15 protein-coding genes are annotated in these 17,691 nt (G+C 70.8%); 6 read left to right on the top strand and 9 right to left on the bottom strand.

Annotated elements, in window-relative coordinates:
* The first annotated feature begins 273 nt into the window (after positions 1-273).
* The gene (locus tag SFY69_09735) at positions 274-1,062 is read left to right on the top strand and encodes a hypothetical protein (protein ID MDX2132320.1); all 789 of its coding nucleotides are present in this window, start codon (positions 274-276) and stop codon (positions 1,060-1,062) included.
* Positions 1,063-1,211: 149 nt separating this feature from the next.
* On the opposite strand, the gene SFY69_09730 is transcribed toward SFY69_09735, so the two are convergent.
* From SFY69_09730 to SFY69_09710, 5 genes are all read right to left on the bottom strand, one after another.
* Positions 1,212-2,960 (bottom strand): NADH-quinone oxidoreductase subunit N, encoded by a 1,749-nt coding sequence (locus SFY69_09730; GenBank protein ID MDX2132319.1) that lies wholly within the window; start codon positions 2,958-2,960, stop codon positions 1,212-1,214.
* Positions 2,957-4,735: an NADH-quinone oxidoreductase subunit M gene (locus SFY69_09725; protein ID MDX2132318.1), complete on the bottom strand. Its 1,779-nt coding sequence runs from the start codon at positions 4,733-4,735 to the stop codon at positions 2,957-2,959. The genes SFY69_09730 and SFY69_09725 overlap by 4 nt, the downstream gene beginning before the upstream one ends.
* Before the next feature lie 70 nt (positions 4,736-4,805).
* The gene (locus tag SFY69_09720) at positions 4,806-7,097 is read right to left on the bottom strand and encodes an NADH-quinone oxidoreductase subunit L (GenBank protein ID MDX2132317.1); all 2,292 of its coding nucleotides are present in this window, start codon (positions 7,095-7,097) and stop codon (positions 4,806-4,808) included.
* Positions 7,098-7,136: 39 nt separating this feature from the next.
* Positions 7,137-7,475: an NADH-quinone oxidoreductase subunit NuoK gene (gene nuoK / locus SFY69_09715; protein MDX2132316.1), complete on the bottom strand. Its 339-nt coding sequence runs from the start codon at positions 7,473-7,475 to the stop codon at positions 7,137-7,139.
* 5 nt (positions 7,476-7,480) lie between these two features.
* Positions 7,481-8,407: an NADH-quinone oxidoreductase subunit J gene (locus tag SFY69_09710; GenBank protein MDX2132315.1), complete on the bottom strand. Its 927-nt coding sequence runs from the start codon at positions 8,405-8,407 to the stop codon at positions 7,481-7,483.
* Between the two features lie 202 nt (positions 8,408-8,609).
* Between SFY69_09710 and SFY69_09705 the strand changes: the two genes are divergently transcribed.
* Positions 8,610-9,323, top strand: coding sequence for a CDP-alcohol phosphatidyltransferase family protein (locus tag SFY69_09705; protein ID MDX2132314.1), 714 nt, complete (start codon positions 8,610-8,612; stop codon positions 9,321-9,323).
* A gap of 9 nt (positions 9,324-9,332) precedes the next feature.
* Here the strand turns inward: SFY69_09705 and SFY69_09700 are convergent, their stop codons facing one another.
* Complete coding sequence (locus SFY69_09700) at positions 9,333-9,749, bottom strand: hypothetical protein (protein ID MDX2132313.1); 417 nt, start codon at positions 9,747-9,749, stop codon at positions 9,333-9,335.
* A gap of 182 nt (positions 9,750-9,931) precedes the next feature.
* On the bottom strand, positions 9,932-10,639 hold the full coding sequence (locus SFY69_09695) for a non-canonical purine NTP pyrophosphatase (protein ID MDX2132312.1): 708 nt from the start codon (positions 10,637-10,639) through the stop codon (positions 9,932-9,934).
* On the opposite strand from SFY69_09695, the gene SFY69_09690 reads away from it, so the two are divergent.
* The 4 genes from SFY69_09690 (at position 10,638) to SFY69_09675 (ending at position 15,554) form a co-directional block, all read left to right on the top strand.
* Positions 10,638-11,924 (top strand): PfkB family carbohydrate kinase, encoded by a 1,287-nt coding sequence (locus tag SFY69_09690; GenBank protein MDX2132311.1) that lies wholly within the window; start codon positions 10,638-10,640, stop codon positions 11,922-11,924. The genes SFY69_09695 and SFY69_09690 overlap by 2 nt on opposite strands.
* Positions 11,925-11,933: 9 nt before the next feature.
* Positions 11,934-13,436 carry an aldehyde dehydrogenase family protein gene (locus SFY69_09685; protein ID MDX2132310.1) on the top strand — a complete coding sequence of 501 codons (1,503 nt, stop codon included), beginning with the start codon at positions 11,934-11,936 and terminating at the stop codon, positions 13,434-13,436.
* A 16-nt stretch (positions 13,437-13,452) separates the two neighbouring features.
* Positions 13,453-14,151, top strand: a complete 699-nt coding sequence (rpiA, locus tag SFY69_09680) for a ribose-5-phosphate isomerase RpiA (GenBank protein ID MDX2132309.1) — start codon at positions 13,453-13,455, stop codon at positions 14,149-14,151.
* An 89-nt stretch (positions 14,152-14,240) separates the two neighbouring features.
* Positions 14,241-15,554 carry a Gfo/Idh/MocA family oxidoreductase gene (locus SFY69_09675; GenBank protein ID MDX2132308.1) on the top strand — a complete coding sequence of 438 codons (1,314 nt, stop codon included), beginning with the start codon at positions 14,241-14,243 and terminating at the stop codon, positions 15,552-15,554.
* A gap of 229 nt (positions 15,555-15,783) precedes the next feature.
* Here SFY69_09675 and SFY69_09670 read toward each other — a convergent pair whose 3' ends face one another.
* A complete protein-coding gene (locus tag SFY69_09670; GenBank protein MDX2132307.1) occupies positions 15,784-16,902 on the bottom strand; it encodes an amidohydrolase family protein in 1,119 nt (372 codons plus the stop codon).
* 101 nt (positions 16,903-17,003) lie between these two features.
* The gene (gene nbaC, locus SFY69_09665; GenBank protein ID MDX2132306.1) at positions 17,004-17,642 is read right to left on the bottom strand and encodes a 3-hydroxyanthranilate 3,4-dioxygenase; all 639 of its coding nucleotides are present in this window, start codon (positions 17,640-17,642) and stop codon (positions 17,004-17,006) included.
* Positions 17,643-17,691: the final 49 nt, after the last annotated feature.

Raw genomic sequence — 17,691 nt, 5'->3', positions numbered from 1 at the left:
CCTACAGACCCGCTCGCTCGCGCTCAACAGGCCCGGGGCCCGCTTCTTGCCGCCCGTGCGCCGGGGGAGCGAGCAAATAGGGTTCTGTTCGGTACGAGCGGCCGCGCGGGGCTCGCGCGCCGCAGGTTGCCCGGTTCCGGCGCTCCGCCTGTACGCAGCGCGCGGCCCACGGTTGCCCGACCGGGAAATCATCGGACCATGCGCCGGTAAATCCGCGCCAAACTCGAAAAGCCACACCGATTCGTCCGAACCTCTACTGTCCGCTGCACGCGCATGACCGCTCCACTTTCCATCCCCGGGTTTCCCCTCTACGCCCTGATCCTGGCGGGCGGGGTTGTGGCCGGGCTGCTGCTTCTGATCCGGGGCGGGGCGCTGCTGCGTCCGGCGCTGGGGGTTGCGGGCGTCGCGGGCGGGGTGGCGCTCGGGCTGGCGGCCGCCCCGGGCTGGAATGACGCCCACCTCGGCGGGCTGCCCGTGTCCGCGCTTCTGCCGCTGGTGGGGGGGCTGATCGGCGGGGCGATCGCGCTCGCGGTGTTCCGCCTCGCCATCGCGTGCGGCGGGGCGGTCGTCTTCGGCGCCCTGGGGGCGCTCGGCGCGGTGATCTACCTGGCGGCGTCGAACGGCACGATCGTCCGGCCTCCCGCCCCCGAGTCGCTCGTCATCGACGGGTCGATCCCGCCCGCGCTCGACAGCGCCGGCGCGCTGCTGACGGGCGAGACCGGCCGGTTCGCGCTGCTCGCGGCCCGCGATGGGGCCGCGTCGTGGTGGGCGGACCTGGCATCGCCCACGCGCGAGACGCTCGCGCTCGGGGCCGCGTTCGGCGCGCTTGTCGGCCTGCTGGGCGGATCGCTCGCGCCGCAGCGCATGGGGGGCGTGGTGACGGGCCTGCTCGGCGCGGGGATCGTGCTCGCGTCGGCCGTCACGCTCATGTCAGAACTCGGCGCACCCCTCCCGACGGGGCTCTCGCCCGCCGCGTGGCTCGGGGCGTGGGGCGCGCTGGGCTTGCTGGGCGTGTCGCTGCAGTGGTCGACGGGCCGGGTGCGACCGTCGCCGAGCGTCTAGCGACGGGCGCGGAGCCTGATTTGACGCGGATCGAACCGGAACTCAGCCGGACTGGAACGCAGCCGAGCCGAAACTGCGTCGAACCGGAACCGGCTCGCACGGGTGCATGAACGCGCGAATGCGGATCGTCCCAGACGTCGGGCGAGCGATCAGTGCCCGTCCGCGTCGGGCGTCGCGCTGCGCGGATCGTTGACGGGCACCGGCGCGACGTCGTCGCCGAGCGCGTCGGAGGTTTCCACGCGGGGCGGGACGGCCATCTTCGTCGTCGCGGCCTGCGATGACGCCCGCATGAGCGGGCCGCCGAGCACGGAGAGCACCAGCACGCCGCCCGCCGAGATCGCACCCGCGATGGTGCGCGCCCGGAACGGCGCCACCCGCACGGGCTCGGCGCCGTCTTCGGGCTGCTCGAGCAGCGGCGTGAACGCGAGTCGCAGGTAGTAGTACGCGCCGATCGCGGAGTTGACGCCGAGGATCACCACGAGCGCGATCTCGTTGGCGGCGATCCCGGCGGTGAACAGCGGGAGCTTGCCGAAGAAGCCCAGCAGCGGGGGCAACCCGAGCAGGCTGAGACTGCAGACGACAAACGTCCAGCCGTGCAGCGGGCGCGCGGCGCAGAGCCCGCGGAGGTCGTCGTAGGTCTCGACCTCGCCGGGCTCGCCCGAGGCGTCGCGGTCGCGCTCCAGGGCCGCCAGCACCGCGAACGCGCCGGTGTTCATGACCCCGTACGCCGCGATGTAGAAGAGCACGGCCCCGACGCCGTTGCGGGTGAAGGTCTCGCCCACGGGCCCGGCGACGACGCCGACGAGCATGTACCCGCTGTGCGCGATCGAGGAGTACGCGAGGACACGCTTGATGTTCTTCTGGAGCACGGCGAGGACGTTGCCCACGGTCATCGTGAGCGCCGCCATGACCCAGAGCGTCAGGCGGAGCACCTCGGGCAGTTGCGTGCCCCCGCCGCCGCGTGCGGGCGCCGGCGCCGCGCTTGATAGCGGCGAGTTCACGCCCAGCGCATCGCCCCCGAAGCGCCAGCCGACGGCCGCGCAGACCAGGAGCAGGGCGATGAACCCGGCGGCCTTGGGCACGAAGGCGAGGAACCCCGAGACCTGCGGGGCCGCGCCCTCGTAGACGTCGGGGGTGTAGTAGTGCATCGGGACGGCGGCGATCTTGAACGCAAGCCCGACGACGGCGAGGAGGATGCCCGCGAGCGAGATGGGGCCGACGCCCTGGTCGCGCCACGCCGCGGCGATCTCGTTGAGGTTCGTCGACCCGGTCCCGCCGTAGATGAGCGCGAAGCCGTAGAGGAAGACGGCGGCGCCGAGCGCGCCGAGGAAGAAGTACTTGACGCCGGCCTCGCGCGAGCGGTTGCGCGAGGTCGAGACCGCGACCATGATGTACGTCGGCAGGCTGGTGAGCTCGAGCGCCAGGAAGAGCCAGATGAGGTCGTCGGCCGACGCGGTGAGCATCAGCCCGGTGAGCGAGAACAGGAAGAAGGCGTAGAACTCCGCCCGGTTGCTGCGGAGCGGATCGAACGTGCGGGTTCCCGCGGCGATCGACTCTTCGTCGCGCCGGTCGACGGTGCCCGCCATCGTGAGCAGCAGCAGCAGGCCCACGCCGGCGATGACGACCTTCATGAACGGCGCGAGGTTCGGCAGCAGCACCTGCCCGGCCTCGGGTGTGAGGCCATGATCAAAGACGATGCCCGTGATCGGGCACGACGCTTCGCCCGGGCGGGGCGTGCTGACGAGCGCGAGGAACCCGGCGACGATGAGCGACACCGCCGCGACGCTCGCCGAGGCCTTGCGCGTGCGGAGCGTGCGCGACAGCCCCAGCACCATGACCACGCACGTGCCCGCGAAGAGCGCCATCTCGGGGTACAGGAACGCCAGGCGGTCGGTCATGGCGTCGCCTCCTGGGCACGGGCGTCCTGCGGCTGCGCGGCGGCTCGGCGGATGGTGTCCTGCGGCTCGCGCAGCTCGTTCTCGTAGATCGCGACGGTGCGTTCGATCGGGGGCTGGAGCGTGTCAAGCAGCGGCTTGGGGTACAGGCCCAGCAGCAGGCACAGGGCCGCGAGCGGGAGGAGCAGCCCGATCTCGCGCGAGGTGAGATCGCGCGGGAGCCCGGTGTGCGCGTGGTCGGTCCCGTGTCCAGGCCCGTGCGCGGGCCCGGCGTGGGCCGCGTCACCCGCGTGCGTGCCGGATGGGCCATGCGTGCCGCCCGCGGCGTGCGCGCCATCTGCGGCGTGCGCGCTGTGGTGCGCGTGCCCCTTGGGCAGCACCAGCGGGCCCCACACGACGCGTCCGAGCATGTAGAGCAGGTACATCGCCGCGACGATCATGCCGACGCCCGCGATGGCGGCGAACCAGGGGCCCAGGTCGCCGGGCGTGGCGCCCACGGGCGTGCCGAGCGAGCCCCACAGGCCCGAGCCCCAGGCGCTGCTGGCCTGGAAGGCGCCCAGCAGGCACAGGAACTCGCTCACGAAGCCGTTGAGCCCGGGCAGGCCGACGCTCGCCATCACGAAGAAGACCATGAACGTGGACCACACGGGCATGTACGCGCCCAGCCCGCCGATCTCCTTCATGGAGCGCGTGTGCAGGCGTTCGTACATCATGCCGATGAGCAGGAAGAGCGCCCCGGTCGAGAGCCCGTGGTTGATCATGTAGAGCACGGACCCGGTGATGCCCGCGTTGTTGAGGGCGAAGAGCCCGAGCACGCAGAAGCCCAGGTGCGCCACCGACGAGTACGCGACGAGCTTCTTGACGTCGGTCTGCACCCAGCAGATGAGCCCGGCGTACAGGATGCCGACGATGCACAGCACCGCGATGAGCGGGGCGTACTGCAGCACCGCGACGGGCGTGAAGGGCAGCACGAACCGGAAGAGCGCGTACGTGCCCAGCTTCAGCAGCACGCCCGCGAGGATCACGCTGCCCGCCGTGGGCGCCTCGGTGTGCGCCAGGGGGAGCCAGGTGTGCACCGGGAACAACGGGACCTTGACCGCGAACCCCGCCAGCAGCGCCAGCATGACCAGCGCCTGCTCGCGCGGGCTCATGGCCCGGGCCGCCGCCTCGAGCGTGGCGATGTCGAACGTCCACCCGGCGGCCTTGCCCCCGCTGGTGGTGGTCGCGAACCACGCGACGTACAACAGCCCCGCGAGCGCGATGACCGAGCCGGTGAACGTGTACAAGAAGAACTTGACCGCCGCCTTGCGCCGGTTGGTCGAGCCGTACAGCGAGATCAGCACGAACATCGGCACGAGCGTGAACTCGAAGCAGACGTAGAAGAGGATGATGTCGCGTGCGCAGAAGACGCCGGTCATCGCCGCCTGCAGCACGAGGAGCCAGGCGTAGTAGGTCCGCACGCGTTCGGTGATGGCCGTCCACGAGCACAGCACGCAGATCGGGCCCAGCAGCACCGTCAGCAGCACGAGCAGCAGCGCGACCGAATCAACGCCCAGCGAGACCTTGAGCCCCAGTTCGCCCATCCAGGTCAGGGGCCTCTCGCTCCCGAACTGGAACCGGGCCGCGTAGCCCCAGTCGAACGACACCGCCGCGTACGCCCCGAGCACGATCGCGACGAGCGTGCCCGCCAGGGCGATGGTCTTCGCCCGCGCCTCGGGCGCCCAGATCACCACCGCGGCGAACAGCAGCGGGACAACGATGAGTGCGCCCAGTATCACGGCGTGCCTCCCGCGTGGCGCGCCCAAGACGCCCCGCCCGGACTACCCGTGTTGTTCCGCGTGTCTCGCATCACGTCGCCACCAGCAGCACGATGAGCAGGAGCCCGGCGAGCCCGCCGGCCATCCACAGGGCGTAGCCGTGCAGCTCGCCGCTCTGCGACGGGCGGAGCGTGCGCCCCGTCGCGCCCGGGGCCGCCCCGAACGCGTTGACCAGCCCGTCCACGATCCACTGGTCCACGAAGTGGAAGACGTGCGCGAAGGCCCGCAGCGGGCGCACGAGCACGAAGTCGTAGATCTCGTCGACGTACCACTTGTTCCGCGCCAGGCCGACGATCTTGCCGAGATAGGGCACGATCGCGTCGGCGCGGCTGGTCTCCGCCTTCGTGCGGCTGCCCAGGAACAGACCCTGCCAGCCCTTGGGCCCGTGCAGGTACGCCGCGATCGCCATCCCGACCGCCCCGACCAGCGCGGAGATCACGTACATCGCGCTGTGGTTCGTGATGCCCAGGAAGTTGAACTCGTGGTGCTCGGGGTGGTAGCGCGCCGACGACGAATCCACCATGAGGGCGGCCCAGCCGCCGTGCGCGCCCATGAAGTACGGGATCGCCGCCAGGATCGTGAACACCGCGCCCAGCCCGATCGCGATCTTCATCGCCATGCCCGGCGGGTGCGGGTCGAACTCCTCGGTCGTCGGGTCGAAGTCCACGCGCGTGCGCGCGTGGTGCGCCGATCCATGATGCCCGTGCCCATGCCCATGCCCGTGCCCGTGCCCGTGCCCGTGCTCGTGCTCGCCCTTGGGGTGGCGTCCCAGGTCAAGCAGATCCGCGTCGTCGCCGGGGGTGAACTCCTTGGGCCCGACGTACACGCGGAAGTAGGTCCGGAACGTGTAGTACGCGGTCATCCCCGCGGTGATGAGCAGGATCCACGCGACGCCCGAGGCGCCCCACACGGCGGTGCCGGGCGTGGTGAAGCCCTGCGCGAGGATCATGTCCTTGGAGAAGAACCCCGCGGTGCCGGGCACGCCGCTGAGATTGATGGAGCCGATGAGCATCGCCAGCCCGACGAGCCCGAAGCCCTTCATCCACGCGACGCCCGACATCCGCCGCAGGTCGAGCTGCCCGCCGAAGCCGTGCATCACGGCGCCGACGCCCAGGAAGAGCGTCGCCTTGAAGAACGCGTGCGTGAACGTGTGGTACGCGGCGCCCTGCGGCGTGAGCAGCCCGAGCCCCGCGAACATGAACCCGAGCTGCGAGATGGTGGAATAGCCCATCACGCGCTTGATGTCGAAGATCGCCATCTCGATGGTGGCGGCCCAGAACGCCGTCAGCGCCCCCGCCCACGCCACGAACGAGAGCGCCATCTTGGCCTCGTCCGCCGCGAACAGCGGGTACATGCGGGCGATCAGGAACACCCCGGCGGTCACCATCGTCGCCGCGTGGATGAGCGCCGACACCGGCGTGGGGCCTTCCATCGCGTCCGGCAGCCACACGTAGAAGAGGATCTGCGCCGACTTGCCGAACGCGCCGATGGCGAAGAAGAACGGGATGACCTGGACGACCCACGTCCCGGCGATCGGCTGCCCGGAGGCGTCGACCCCGCGCCCGATCATGGCGAACAGCTCGTCGAGCTGCAGCGTGCCGAAGACCAGGTACGTGGACATGATGCCCAGGACGAAGCCGAGGTCGCCGATGCGGTTGACGATGAACGCCTTCTTCGCCGCCGCCACCGCCGCGGGCTTCGTGTAGAAGTACCCGATCAGCAGGTAGGAGCACAGCCCGACGCCCTCCCAGCCGAGGAACGTGAGCAGCAGGTTGTCGCCCATCACCAGGCACGACATCGAGAAGACGAAGAGGTTGAACGACGCGAAGAAGCGGCAGTAGCCCGGGCCGACGTCGTGCACCATGTACTCGGCGGCGTAGAGCCCGATGAGGGCCGCCAGCCCGGTGACGAAGAGCATCCACAGCAGCGTGAGCGAATCAACGTAGAACGAGAAGTCGGCGATGATGCTGTGCTGGAGCGACTTGCCCGATCCGTCGCCCGCGTTCCACGAGAAGTTGATCCAGTCGAACAGGTGCGCCGTCTTGGGCGTGCCGTCGTGCCCCAGGTAGACCGTCAGCACGACCGCGAAGCACGCCGCCAGCGACCCGACGCTGAGCCAGGCGGGCAGCCGCGACCGGTTGCCCAGGGCCGCGAGCACCCCGCACAGCGCCGTCGCGGCGAGCGTGATGATGGGGATGAGCCGGATCAGCCCGGCGCCGGCGACGGCCCTGGGAATCCCGTGCGCGTACGCGTCGGCGTGCCCGGCCTCGGGCGGCGCCGCCACGCTCGCGAGCGTCAGAATGTCCGCCAATGCCTGCACCACGCACCCCCGACGCCCCGGCGCTCGCCCGGGCGGCCAAAGCTAGCCCTTCATCTCCCGCCACTCGTCCGCGTTCAGCGATTCCTTCCGGCGGAACAGCAGCACCACGAGCGCCAGCGCCATGGCGGCCTCGGCCGCCGCGACCGTCAGTATGAAGATCACGAACGTCTGCCCGGTAAAGTCCAGGTAGTACCGCCCGAACGCCACCAGCGCGATCCCGGCCGCCTGGAACATCAGTTCTGTGCACAGGAACATGATGATCAGGTTCCGACGCGTCAGGAACCCGATCAGCCCCAGCACGAACATGATCGCCGACACCGCCAGGTAGTGCGCCAGCGTCACGCCCGCCATCAGGTCCGGGTACCCGCTCTGCGCCAGCATGTTCGTCACGCGCCACCCCCGTCCGGCGGCATCAGCCCCAGCCGGTGCGCCTGCGATCGCTTCGCTTCCTCATCCAACTGCACCTGCTTGCGGCTCAGCACCACCGCGCCCAGCATCGCCATCAGCAGGATCACGCCCGCGATCTCGATCGTGCCCGGGTGGTCGCGCAGCAGGTTGAACCCCAGCGCCTCCACGTTCGTCGTCCGCAGCGACTCGGGCCAGTCCTTGCGCTCGATCCGCTCCAGCGTCTCGTTCACCACGATCGTCCCGCCGAACGAGTCGATCGCGACCGTCTGCCCGTCTTTCAGCTTCCCCGCGGCCCGCAACGCCCGCTCGGCCTTCACCGGCATCTGCTCGAGCACCACGTCGTTGATCGGTGGCTTCGGGGCCGGCAGCCCGGGGACTCCCTTGAACATCATCCCCGTGAGCAGGGCGAGCAGGATGAACCCGGCGACGGTCGCGGCGACCGGCTCGCGGGCCGTCGTGTCGTACTCGCGCAGCACTTCCACCTCGTCCTCGTGCGGGGCCTGCGAGGCGAGCATGATGACGAACAGGTACGTGATGAGGATGGCGCCCGCGTAGACGATGACCAGCGCGAAGGCCATGAACTCCGCCGAGAGCAGCAGGAACAGCCCCGCCGACGCCAGCACCGTCAGGATGAAGTACAACGCCGCGTACACCGGGCGCGGGTGCGTGATGACGCGGAGAGCGCTGCCAAGTGCAATGAACGCAAAGACATAGAAGTAGATGCTCGCGTGGTGCTCGCCCCCGACGATCGCCAGCACCAGCATCGCGGCCCCGCCGACGGTCGCCGCCAGAAGGGCGCCCAAGATCTGCGGCAGACGCCCGCCCCGCGGGAGCGCAAGGCACACGCCCGCGCCGCCCACGACGCACAACGCATAGATCAGCAGAGGATGGACGATCGAGTTCACGCGAGGTTTCTGATCCGTCCCGGCCTGCCCGGAAGAGCCGAGAGGATAGATCGGGCCCGCCCCGGCTTCAACCGGCGCGAGCTGTCGCCTCCGTGTCGTCCCGGACGAGCCCCGCACGAACGGGTGCGAGCGACGGCAGGGGGTTCGCGTCGTTCGCGCGTTGCGTTTCCGCGCCGGGCCGACGTCCGTCTAGGATGGCCCGATGCCCGGATCGCACGACCACGCCGCCGCGACGGCCGCGCACGCCGCACAGCCGTCGCGCGGGGCCCCGCGCGTCGGCGCATTCCTGCAGTCGCTGCCGAACCTCCTCACCTGCCTCCGCCTCGTCATCGCCGCCGGCTTCTTCGTCCTGCTCGCGACCTGGACCTACCCCATCCGCGAGTTGGTCGTCTCGCCCCGGCACCCGGTGTCGGCGTATCTCGTGGCGGCGGCCCTCTTCGGCCTGGCCGCGCTCACCGACGCGATCGACGGCCCGCTCGCCCGACGCTGGAACGTCGTCAGCGTTTTCGGGCGCGTCATGGACCCCTTCGCCGACAAGGTCCTCGTCGTCGGCGCCTTCATCATGCTCGCCGGCCCGCGGTTCGCCGTCGAAGAGCCCGGGCGCCCCTACTTCCAGGTCAGCGGCGTCGAGCCGTGGATGGTCGTCATCATCCTCGGGCGCGAACTGCTGGTGACGAGCATCCGCGCGGTGGCCGAATCCGCGGGCAAGGACTTTTCCGCCGACTGGTCCGGCAAACTCAAGATGATCCTGCAGGCCTGCGTCATCCCCTTCATCCTCGTCATGCTGGGCGTGACCGAGGTGAAGAAGGGCACCGCCGGGCGGCTGGCCATCGACATCGCCGTCTGGACCACGCTTATCGCGACGATCGTCAGCGCCGTTCCCTACATCGTCCGCGCCAGGAAAGTGCTCGGGTAGCGCACCGCCTTACGCGGCGAGCCAGGTGACCAGGCCGTAGATCGCTTCGATGCCGCCGAAGAGGATGGCGCCCCAGGCGAGGATGCCGCCGTTGCCGCCGCTGGAGGCCATGATGGTGATGACGGTGAACGCAATGCCGCCGACGCACCAGCACATGCCGATGACGACGTGCCGCTTGGCCTTGCGACGCTTTTCGGCGCGGTACTCGGGCGTTGTCTTGTATTGATCGACCTGGCGCGCGACGTCGGCGACGAGCAGCGTGGCGTTCTGCTCGGGCATGCCCGACTTCACGAGTTGCTTCACGACGCTCGACTGGCTCTTTCCGCTGAGCAGCGCCTGCGAGATCGCGCCGATGACCTGCTGCGCCTGCTGCTCGGGCGTGGGCGGTGCGGGGGGCGTGGTCGGGGCGGGCGGGGTGGTGGCCATGGCGAGCATCTCCGAGTCGCCGCAGATTACCCGGCGCGCGGGCGAGCCCGCAAGGTGCGGGCGCTCAGAGCGTGCGAAGAAATGAGGGCTCTCGCCCGGCGGTCCGGGGGATGATGACCAGCGGCTAGCGGACCGGTCCGGGGGGCACCCCGCCGCGCACGCCGTTCAAGCCGTGACGTGTGTTACAACCCGCCGGCCTGGCCGCGCAGCAACGCGGCCATCGCACGCAGTGCCGCACCCCGGTGGCTCCGCGCATTCTTCTCCTCCGCCGTCAACTCCGCGCTCGTCCGCGTGTACTCCGGCCCCACCAGAAAGACCGGGTCGTACCCAAACCCACCGCCGCCCCGCGGCACGTCCGGCGGCACGCCCATGCGACCCTCGAACGTACCCGACGTTACAAAGAGCACCCGGGGTTTGGCTCCTCGAGGCGCGGGCCCTGAATGGCCCGCCGAAGGCAGCGTCGCAGACGCCAGCACCATGACGCACCGGAAGCGCGCGGTGCGTGCCCGCGGGGGCACGCCATCCAACTCTTGCAGCACGCGTTCGATGTTGGCCGCGTCGCGCTGCGCACGCGTCGCGCCGGTCTCGCGCCCGTCGGTCGAGTAGTGCGAGGAGATGACCCCGGGCCGCCCGCCCAGCGCGTCGATCTCCAGCCCTGAGTCGTCGGCGAGCACGAGCCGCCCCGTCGCCGCGGCGTAGGCCTCCGCCTTGATCCGCGCGTTCTCCTCAAAGGTCGCGCCGGTCTCGGCGGGCTCGGGGAACGGCGCCCCGGGCACATCGTCCAGCCCCAGCACGGTGATCACGCGCCCGCGTTCGTCCGACGCGCCGGCCAGCAACGCGCGGATCTCCGCGACCTTGCCGGGGTTCGTGCTCGCGACGACCAACTCCATGGCCCCGAGCGTAGAGGGCGAGGAGACGCGTCGCACCGGCGCGCACGGGCCGTCGCGCAAGGGCCGGCGCGTCGAGCGCGGGGCGTCGTCCTACCGTCGCGCGATGAACGATCGCCAGGCCATCGCGCGACTCGCCGCCGCCGCCCTGCGCGGGGGCGAGCTGCCCGCGTGCTTCGTGGGGTTCGACGGATTCGTGGACTCGATCACGCGACTGGTCGCGACGCGCCGGTCCTCTCGCGCGGACGACTTCGAGGCGTTGCGGACGATCCCGGAGTTTGCGGCCCGGTGCGCCGCCGCCGCCGGACGCAGCACGAACATCGAGCGCGTCACGCTCGAGGACCGCTTCGGGGGCAACGGCCCGCTCATGGCGAACGCGCTGATGGCGCTGGGCGCGCCGGTGTCGTTCGTCGGCGCGATCGGCGTCGAGGGCGACCCGGGCGCGATCGACCCGGTGTTCGCGCCGTTCGCGGCCCGGTGTGCGCGCTGCGTGCCGATCGCCCGCCCGGGGCACACGCTCTGCCTGGAGTTCGACGACGGTAAGGTGATGATGAACGACACGAGCCGCGTGCAGGACGTGACGTGGCCTCGGATCGTGGAGCGCGTGGGGATCGACCGCCTGCGCGCGTTTGTCGGCGGCGCATCGGTGATCGGCGTGGTGAACTGGTCGCTCCTGGGCGGGGTCGAGGGCATCTGGGACGGCCTTCGCACGCAGGTGCTGGGCCCGGCGGGCGACGGGCGCGAACGGCGCGTGTTCATCGACCTGTCGGACCCGGCCAAGCGCGTGGACGACGACATCCGCCGCGCCATGCGAGTGCTTCGGGAGTTGGAGGACACGCCCGGGGTGTCCGTCACCCTGGGGCTGAACCTGGCCGAGGCCGAGCGCCTCGCCGCTGTGTTCTCCGTCCGCTCCGACGCGCTCTCGCCGGCGTCGCGACGCCTGCCGGCGCTGGCGTCGGACCTGCGGGCGGCGTTGGGGTTCGACGCGGTGATCGTGCACCCGCGCGAGGGCGCCGCCGGCGCGTGGCGGGGCGAGGTCGCGTGGTTCGACGGGCCCTTCACGCGCGCGCCGGTGCTCTCGACCGGCGCGGGGGACCATTTCAACGCGGGTGTCGCCGCCGGGCAGGCGATGGGCCTGGGTCTGGCGGCGTGCCTGGCCCTGGGCTGCGCGACGAGCGGGGCGTACGTCCGGGACGGCGAGAGCCCCTCTCGAGACCGGGTGGCGGGCCTGCTCGACAACCTCCCGCCCCCGGACGATCGCCCGCGCGGCGAATCCGGCGGCGCATAGAGTGAGGCGATGGCTCTCGACCTTCTGCGTCAACTGGGCATCGCCGATGACCCCCGCTTGGCCGCGGGAGGGGCGGGCGTGCACGTTACGAACCCGGCGACCGGCGAGCGGATCGCCACGGTGCGCCTCGACGACGAGGCGGCGTACGAGGCCGCCGTCGGACGCGCCACCGAGGCTTTCCCGAAGTGGCGGAACGTGCCGGCGCCGGTGCGCGGGCAGATCGTGCGTGAGATCGGCGACGAGTTCCGTGCGCACAAGGCCGCCCTGGGCGCGCTTGTCTCGCTCGAGGTCGGCAAGATCCTGCAGGAAGGGCTGGGCGAGGTGCAGGAGACGGTCGACATCGCGGACTTCGCGGTGGGGCTCTCCCGCCAGTTGTACGGGCTGACGATGCCCAGCGAGCGCCCGAGCCACCGGCTGATGGAGCAGTGGCACCCGCTGGGGCCCATCGGCGTCATCTCGGCGTTCAACTTCCCCAACGCCGTCTGGGCGTGGAACGCCATGCTCGCGGCGGTCTGCGGCGACACCGTGGTCTGGAAGCCCAGCCTGCTCGCCCCGCTTACGGCCATCGCGACCAACGCCATCGCCGATCGTGTGGCCCGGCGCCACGGGCATCCGGGCGTGTTCGAGCTCGTCATCGGCACCGACCCGGTGATCGGCGAGCGCCTCGTCGCCGACCGGCGTCTGCCGCTCATCTCCGCCACGGGCTCCACCCGCATGGGCAAGCGCGTCGGGCAGGTCGTCGCCGAGCGCCTGGGCCGCTGCCTCCTGGAGTTGGGCGGGAACAACGCGGCGATCGTGGACGCCTCCGCCGACCTCAACCTCGCGATCCCCGCCATCGTGTTCGCCGCCGTCGGCACCGCGGGGCAGCGCTGCACGACGACGCGCCGCCTCATCGTGCACGAGTCGATCGCCGACGAGGTGTGCGCCCGCCTGGTCGCGGCGTACAAGACGATCCGGCTGGGCGACCCCCTGAAGGAAGGCACGCTCGTCGGCCCGCTCATCAACGCGCACGCCGTCGAGATGTTCCTCAACGCCATCGTCGCGGCCACAACCCAGGGCGGGCGCGTGCTCTGCGGCGGCACGCGCGCCGACGTGGGCCTGGGGGGCAACTTCGTGGCGCCGGCCATCGTCCGTGCGCCCGCGAGCAACCTGCTCCCGATCTCGCGCGAGGAGACGTTCGCGCCCATCCTCTACGTCTTCACGTTCAAGGCGATCGAGCAGGCCATCGCGCTCCAGAACGACGTGCCCCAGGGCCTGTCGTCCGCCATCTTCACCGACAGCGTGCGCAGCGCCGAGCGGTTCCTGTCGGCCTCGGGCAGCGACTGCGGCATCGCCAACGTCAACGCCGGGACCAGCGGCGCGGAGATCGGCGGGGCCTTCGGGGGCGAGAAGGAAACCGGCGGCGGGCGCGAGTCGGGCAGCGACTCGTGGAAGGCGTACATGCGCCGCCAGACGAATACTGTGAACTTCGGGACCGAGCTCAAACTCGCACAGGGGATCCGCTTTGACTGAAACTTCCCAACCCGGGGTGCACGACCACGCGGGCGGGACCGACCGCCTCGCCTTGGAGGCCGTTGCGCCGATCCAGTCGGGCATGATCGTGGGCCTGGGCACGGGGCGCACGGCCAACCGCGCGATCCGCGCCCTCGCCCGGCGCGTGCGCGACGAGAAGCTCGACATCGACTGCGTGTGCTCCAGCCTCGCGTCCGAGTCGCTCGCCAAGGAGCTCGGGCTCCCGCTGGTCTCGTTCAACGAGATCGAGGCGCTCGACTACACGTTCGACGGCGCGGACGAGGTCGATCACCAGCTCCGCATGCTCAAGGGCGGGCACGGCGCCATCACGCGCCAGCGCCTGCTGGCCGCCGTCTCGCGCCGCTGCGTGTATCTCGCGAGCGAAGAGAAGCTCGTGCAGCGCCTGGGCACGCGGGCGCTGCTCGCGGTCACGATCATCCCCTTCGGCATCGCCAGCACCCGCAACCGCCTGCGCGAGATGGGCCTCTCGGGCGTGCTCCGGCGCACGCTCGACGGCGAGGTCTTCGTCTCCGACGGCGGGGGCGTGGTGTTCGACATGCGATTCTCCGAGGCCGCCGACGTCGAGCAGCTCTCGCTCGCCCTCGACCACGTCCCGGGCGTGGTGGACCATGGGTTCTTCCTGACCGAGGCCGACGAGGTGTTCATCGAGGGCAAGAAGGGCGACATCCGGGTGCTGACCCCGCCCGCCCAGTAGCCTCGCGCAGTAGACTGGCGCGGGCAGGCCTCCCCTCTCGGCGTTCGCGGGCGGGCGGCGTGCCGCGCCGCTCGCTGTCGGAGGCCGCCATGTCCGGACCGCAACTCCCCGGCCCATCCTCGCCCGACCCCGTCTCCCGCCGCCGGTTCATGCAGGCGTCCGCCGTCATCGCCGGGGCCGCCGCCATCGGCACGCTCCCCGCGTTCGGCGCCGCCCCGGCCCGGCGCGCCTCGCGCCTGCGGATCGGCGTCATCGGCTGCGGCGGGCGCGGCACCGGCGCCGCCCAGAACGCGCTCGAGGCCTCGCCCGATACCGAGATCGTCGCGATCGGCGACGTCCTGAAAGAGCGCGTGGACTCCTGCCGCTCGTCGCTCACGAAGCTCGAGGGCAACTTGTCCGAACGCGTCCGCCTCTCGGACGCCACGTGCTTCACCGGGTGGGACGCGTACCGCCAGGTGATCGACGCGGGCGTGGACTCGGTCATCCTCGCGACGCCCCCGGGCTTCCGCCCGGCGCACTACGCGTACGCGATCGAGAAGCGCAAGCACGTGTTCATGGAGAAGCCCGTCGCGGTCGACCCCGTGGGCGTGCGCAAGGTGATCGAGGCAAGCCGCGCCGCCGAGGCGCACGGGCTGTGCGTCGTCGCCGGCACCCAGCGCCGGCACCAGGCGTGCTATCTCGCGGCGATCGAACGCATCCGCCGGGGCGACATCGGCGAGGTCCGCAGCGCCCAGTGCTACTGGATGCAGGGCGGCCTGTGGATGCACACCCGCCGCCCCGAGTGGTCCGACGCCGAGTGGCAACTGCGCAACTGGCTCTACTTCACCTGGCTCTCGGGCGATCACATCGTCGAGCAGCACGTCCACAACATCGACGTCGTCAACTGGGTCCTCGGCAACCCCGTCCGCGTGCAGAGCGCGATGGGCGGGCGCCAGGTCCGCACCGACGCGGCGTACGGGCACGTCTTCGATCACTTCGCCATCGTCTTCGAATACCCCAACGGCGCGATCGTCACCAGCATGTGCCAGCAGATCGACGGGTGCCAATCCCGCGTCGAAGAGTGCTTCCAGGGCACCCGCGGCACGGCCGTCACCGCACCGGGGCGCGCCCAGCTCACCGGCGACAACGCCTGGCGCTGGACCGGCGACGAACCCAATCCCTACATGGTCGAACACAAACACCTCTACGAAGCCATCGCCTCCGGCACGCCGCTCAACGAGGGCGTGCGCATCGCGGAATCGACGCTCACCGCGATCATGGCGCGCATGAGCGCGTACACCGGCAAGCCCATCACCTGGGAGCAGGCGATGAGCAGCGAGCTCGACCTGACGCCGCCGAACCTGCAATGGGGCGACCTCGCCACGCCGCCAATCCCCGTCCCCGGCAAGACGAAGTTCGTGTGATCGAATAGCTCCGGGTTTCTCTTGATTCTCTCTTGGGTACCTCTTGGGTACCTCCCCACTCCGTGGGGAGTCCTGTCCGGATACCTCCTGGCTACCTCCCCGCTCCGCGGGGAGTCTTCTCCTGCGTACCTCCCCGCTCCGCGGGGAGTCTTTTCCGGGTACCTTCCGGGTACCTCCCCACTCCGTGGGGAGTCCTTCCCACCCTACATCCCCCCAAAGACCGACCACCCTACATCCCCAGAAACTCCGCCGCCGCGCCGCCCAGCACCGCGCGCAGCTCGTCTCCAGAGAGCACCGCCCGCGCCAGCGTCCCCGGGCGGTCCTCGCCGAGCGGGAACGGGTAGTCGCTCCCCAGCGCCACGCGGGCGGCACCGAACAGCCGCACCACGTGCCGCAGCGCGTCGGCGTCGTGCACCAGCGAATCAACATACATCCGCGCCGGCCCACCCGCCCCCGCCAGATACTCGCGCGGATGCCGCGCCTCCTCCGCAAACAAATCCCGGCGGCATTCGAACCCGTGCGCGATCCGTCCGATCGTGCCCGGGAAGGAGCCCCCCCCGTGCGCAAAGCACACCCGCAGCCGCGGCAGGCGATCCAGCACGCCCCCGAACAACATCGCCATCATCGCCATCGTCGTCTCGACCGGCATGCCCACCAGCCACGCCGCCCAGTACTTGGAGTATCGCTCTCCGAGCATGGGTGGCACCGGCGTCCCGCCGGTGTCCTTCCCGCCCGCGCTCCGCATCATGTCCCACGGGTGCACGAACACGCACGCACCCACCCGCTCACACTCGCGCAGCACCTCGAACACGCCCGGATCATCCAGGTTCGCCCCGTTCACGTTCGTCCCGATCTGCACCCCCGCCAGCCCCAGTTCTCCCACGCACCGCTCCACCTCGCGGCATGCCAGCCCGGGGTCTTGCATCGGCACCGTCCCCAGCCCCACAAGCCGCGCCACCCCCGGCCCGCGCGGCGAACCTTCCGCCACCTCCACCCGCGGCCCCGCGCGGCAGACCTCCGCGATGTGATCGTTCAGCAGCCGCGCCAGGTCGTACGCGTCGGTCGCGCGCGCCCAGTACGAGAACATCACCGGCACGGTGCTGAGCACCTGGACGTGCACGCCGCACGCGTCCATGTCGCGCAGCCGGGCCGCGGGGCTCCAGAGGTTCTCGCGCACCTCGCGGAAGTTTGTGACGCCCCCGCCCGCCTCGCGCCGGATCATGCGTCCGCAGGGGCAGCCGTCGCGCTCGAATCGCTCGAGCGCGATCCAGCCCGGATAGCCGCTGCGCTGCGTCCAGTCGGGCCAGCGCTCGGGCAGCATGTGAGTGTGGAGGTCGATCGTCAACATGGTCGGCCGATCAGCCTACGACGCCCACGCCGGCGGCGTCGGACACGCCGCAGTCCAGACCACATGGGCACGCACCGAGCAGCCACGCACCGAGCAGGCCGTCACTTCTTCTTCGCCCTCGCCCGCGCGCCCGTGCCCTTCGACTTCCCCGCCGCCCGCACCTTCCCCGCCTTCAACTCAATCGCCCCGGCCCGCTGGATCACCGTGCCGCACGCCTTGCACGTCCGGCGCTTCTCCGGCCCGTCCCAGAAGTCGTGCATGATGACCTTGAGGTCCTCGTCCACGCGCTTCAGCACCCAGCGCGCCTCGTACACCAGTTCGTCGCACGCCGGGCAGTACCACCGCAGCCCGTCCTGCTGAGGCCGCCCCCGCGCGTCCTTCCCGCGCGGGAACTCCACGATCAGCCCCACCGTCCCCTTGGGCCTCTGCGGCCTGTGGGGCACCCAGCGCGGCAGCAGGAACAACTCGCCCTCGCGGATCACCTGGTCGTACGGCTTGCCCCCGTCCAAAGGCCGCAGCCGCACCGCGATGTCGCCCTTCAACTGGTAGAACAGCTCCTCCGTCGGGTTCACGTGAAAGTCGTTGCGCGTGTTCGGCCCGCCCGACACGAACAGGATCACGTCCGGCGAATCGGTGAACAACTGCTTGTTGCTCACCGGCGGCTGGAGATCCTTCGCGTTCTGACGGATCCACTTCTGCAGGTTCAGGGGGGGCAGGATCGGCGTGCTCGTGGTGCTCATGCGCGCAGAATACCCGCAAGTGCCCCGTCGACGCGACCGCGCGCGCCGC

The organism is Planctomycetota bacterium (assembly GCA_033763975.1).
Classification (GTDB): Bacteria; Planctomycetota; Phycisphaerae; order Phycisphaerales; family UBA1924; genus RI-211.
Note: the sequence above shows the minus strand (reverse complement) of the source record. Positions and strands in the feature narration are given on the sequence as shown.

Bases quoted from the DNA above. Each gene is read 5' to 3' on its own strand.
- nuoK (MDX2132316.1), bottom strand. From the start codon at position 7,475: ATGCTGGCGCAGAGCGGGTACCCGGACCTGATGGCGGGCGTGACGCTG.
- SFY69_09730 (MDX2132319.1), bottom strand. From the start codon at position 2,960: ATGACCGACCGCCTGGCGTTCCTGTACCCCGAGATGGCGCTCTTCGCG.
- SFY69_09695 (MDX2132312.1), bottom strand. From the start codon at position 10,639: ATGGAGTTGGTCGTCGCGAGCACGAACCCCGGCAAGGTCGCGGAGATC.
- SFY69_09700 (MDX2132313.1), bottom strand. From the start codon at position 9,749: ATGGCCACCACCCCGCCCGCCCCGACCACGCCCCCCGCACCGCCCACG.
- SFY69_09685 (MDX2132310.1), top strand. From the start codon at position 11,934: ATGGCTCTCGACCTTCTGCGTCAACTGGGCATCGCCGATGACCCCCGC.
- SFY69_09705 (MDX2132314.1), top strand. From the start codon at position 8,610: ATGCCCGGATCGCACGACCACGCCGCCGCGACGGCCGCGCACGCCGCA.
- SFY69_09735 (MDX2132320.1), top strand. From the start codon at position 274: ATGACCGCTCCACTTTCCATCCCCGGGTTTCCCCTCTACGCCCTGATC.
- nbaC (MDX2132306.1), bottom strand. From the start codon at position 17,642: ATGAGCACCACGAGCACGCCGATCCTGCCCCCCCTGAACCTGCAGAAG.
- SFY69_09675 (MDX2132308.1), top strand. From the start codon at position 14,241: ATGTCCGGACCGCAACTCCCCGGCCCATCCTCGCCCGACCCCGTCTCC.
- SFY69_09670 (MDX2132307.1), bottom strand. From the start codon at position 16,902: ATGTTGACGATCGACCTCCACACTCACATGCTGCCCGAGCGCTGGCCC.
- SFY69_09690 (MDX2132311.1), top strand. From the start codon at position 10,638: ATGGCCCCGAGCGTAGAGGGCGAGGAGACGCGTCGCACCGGCGCGCAC.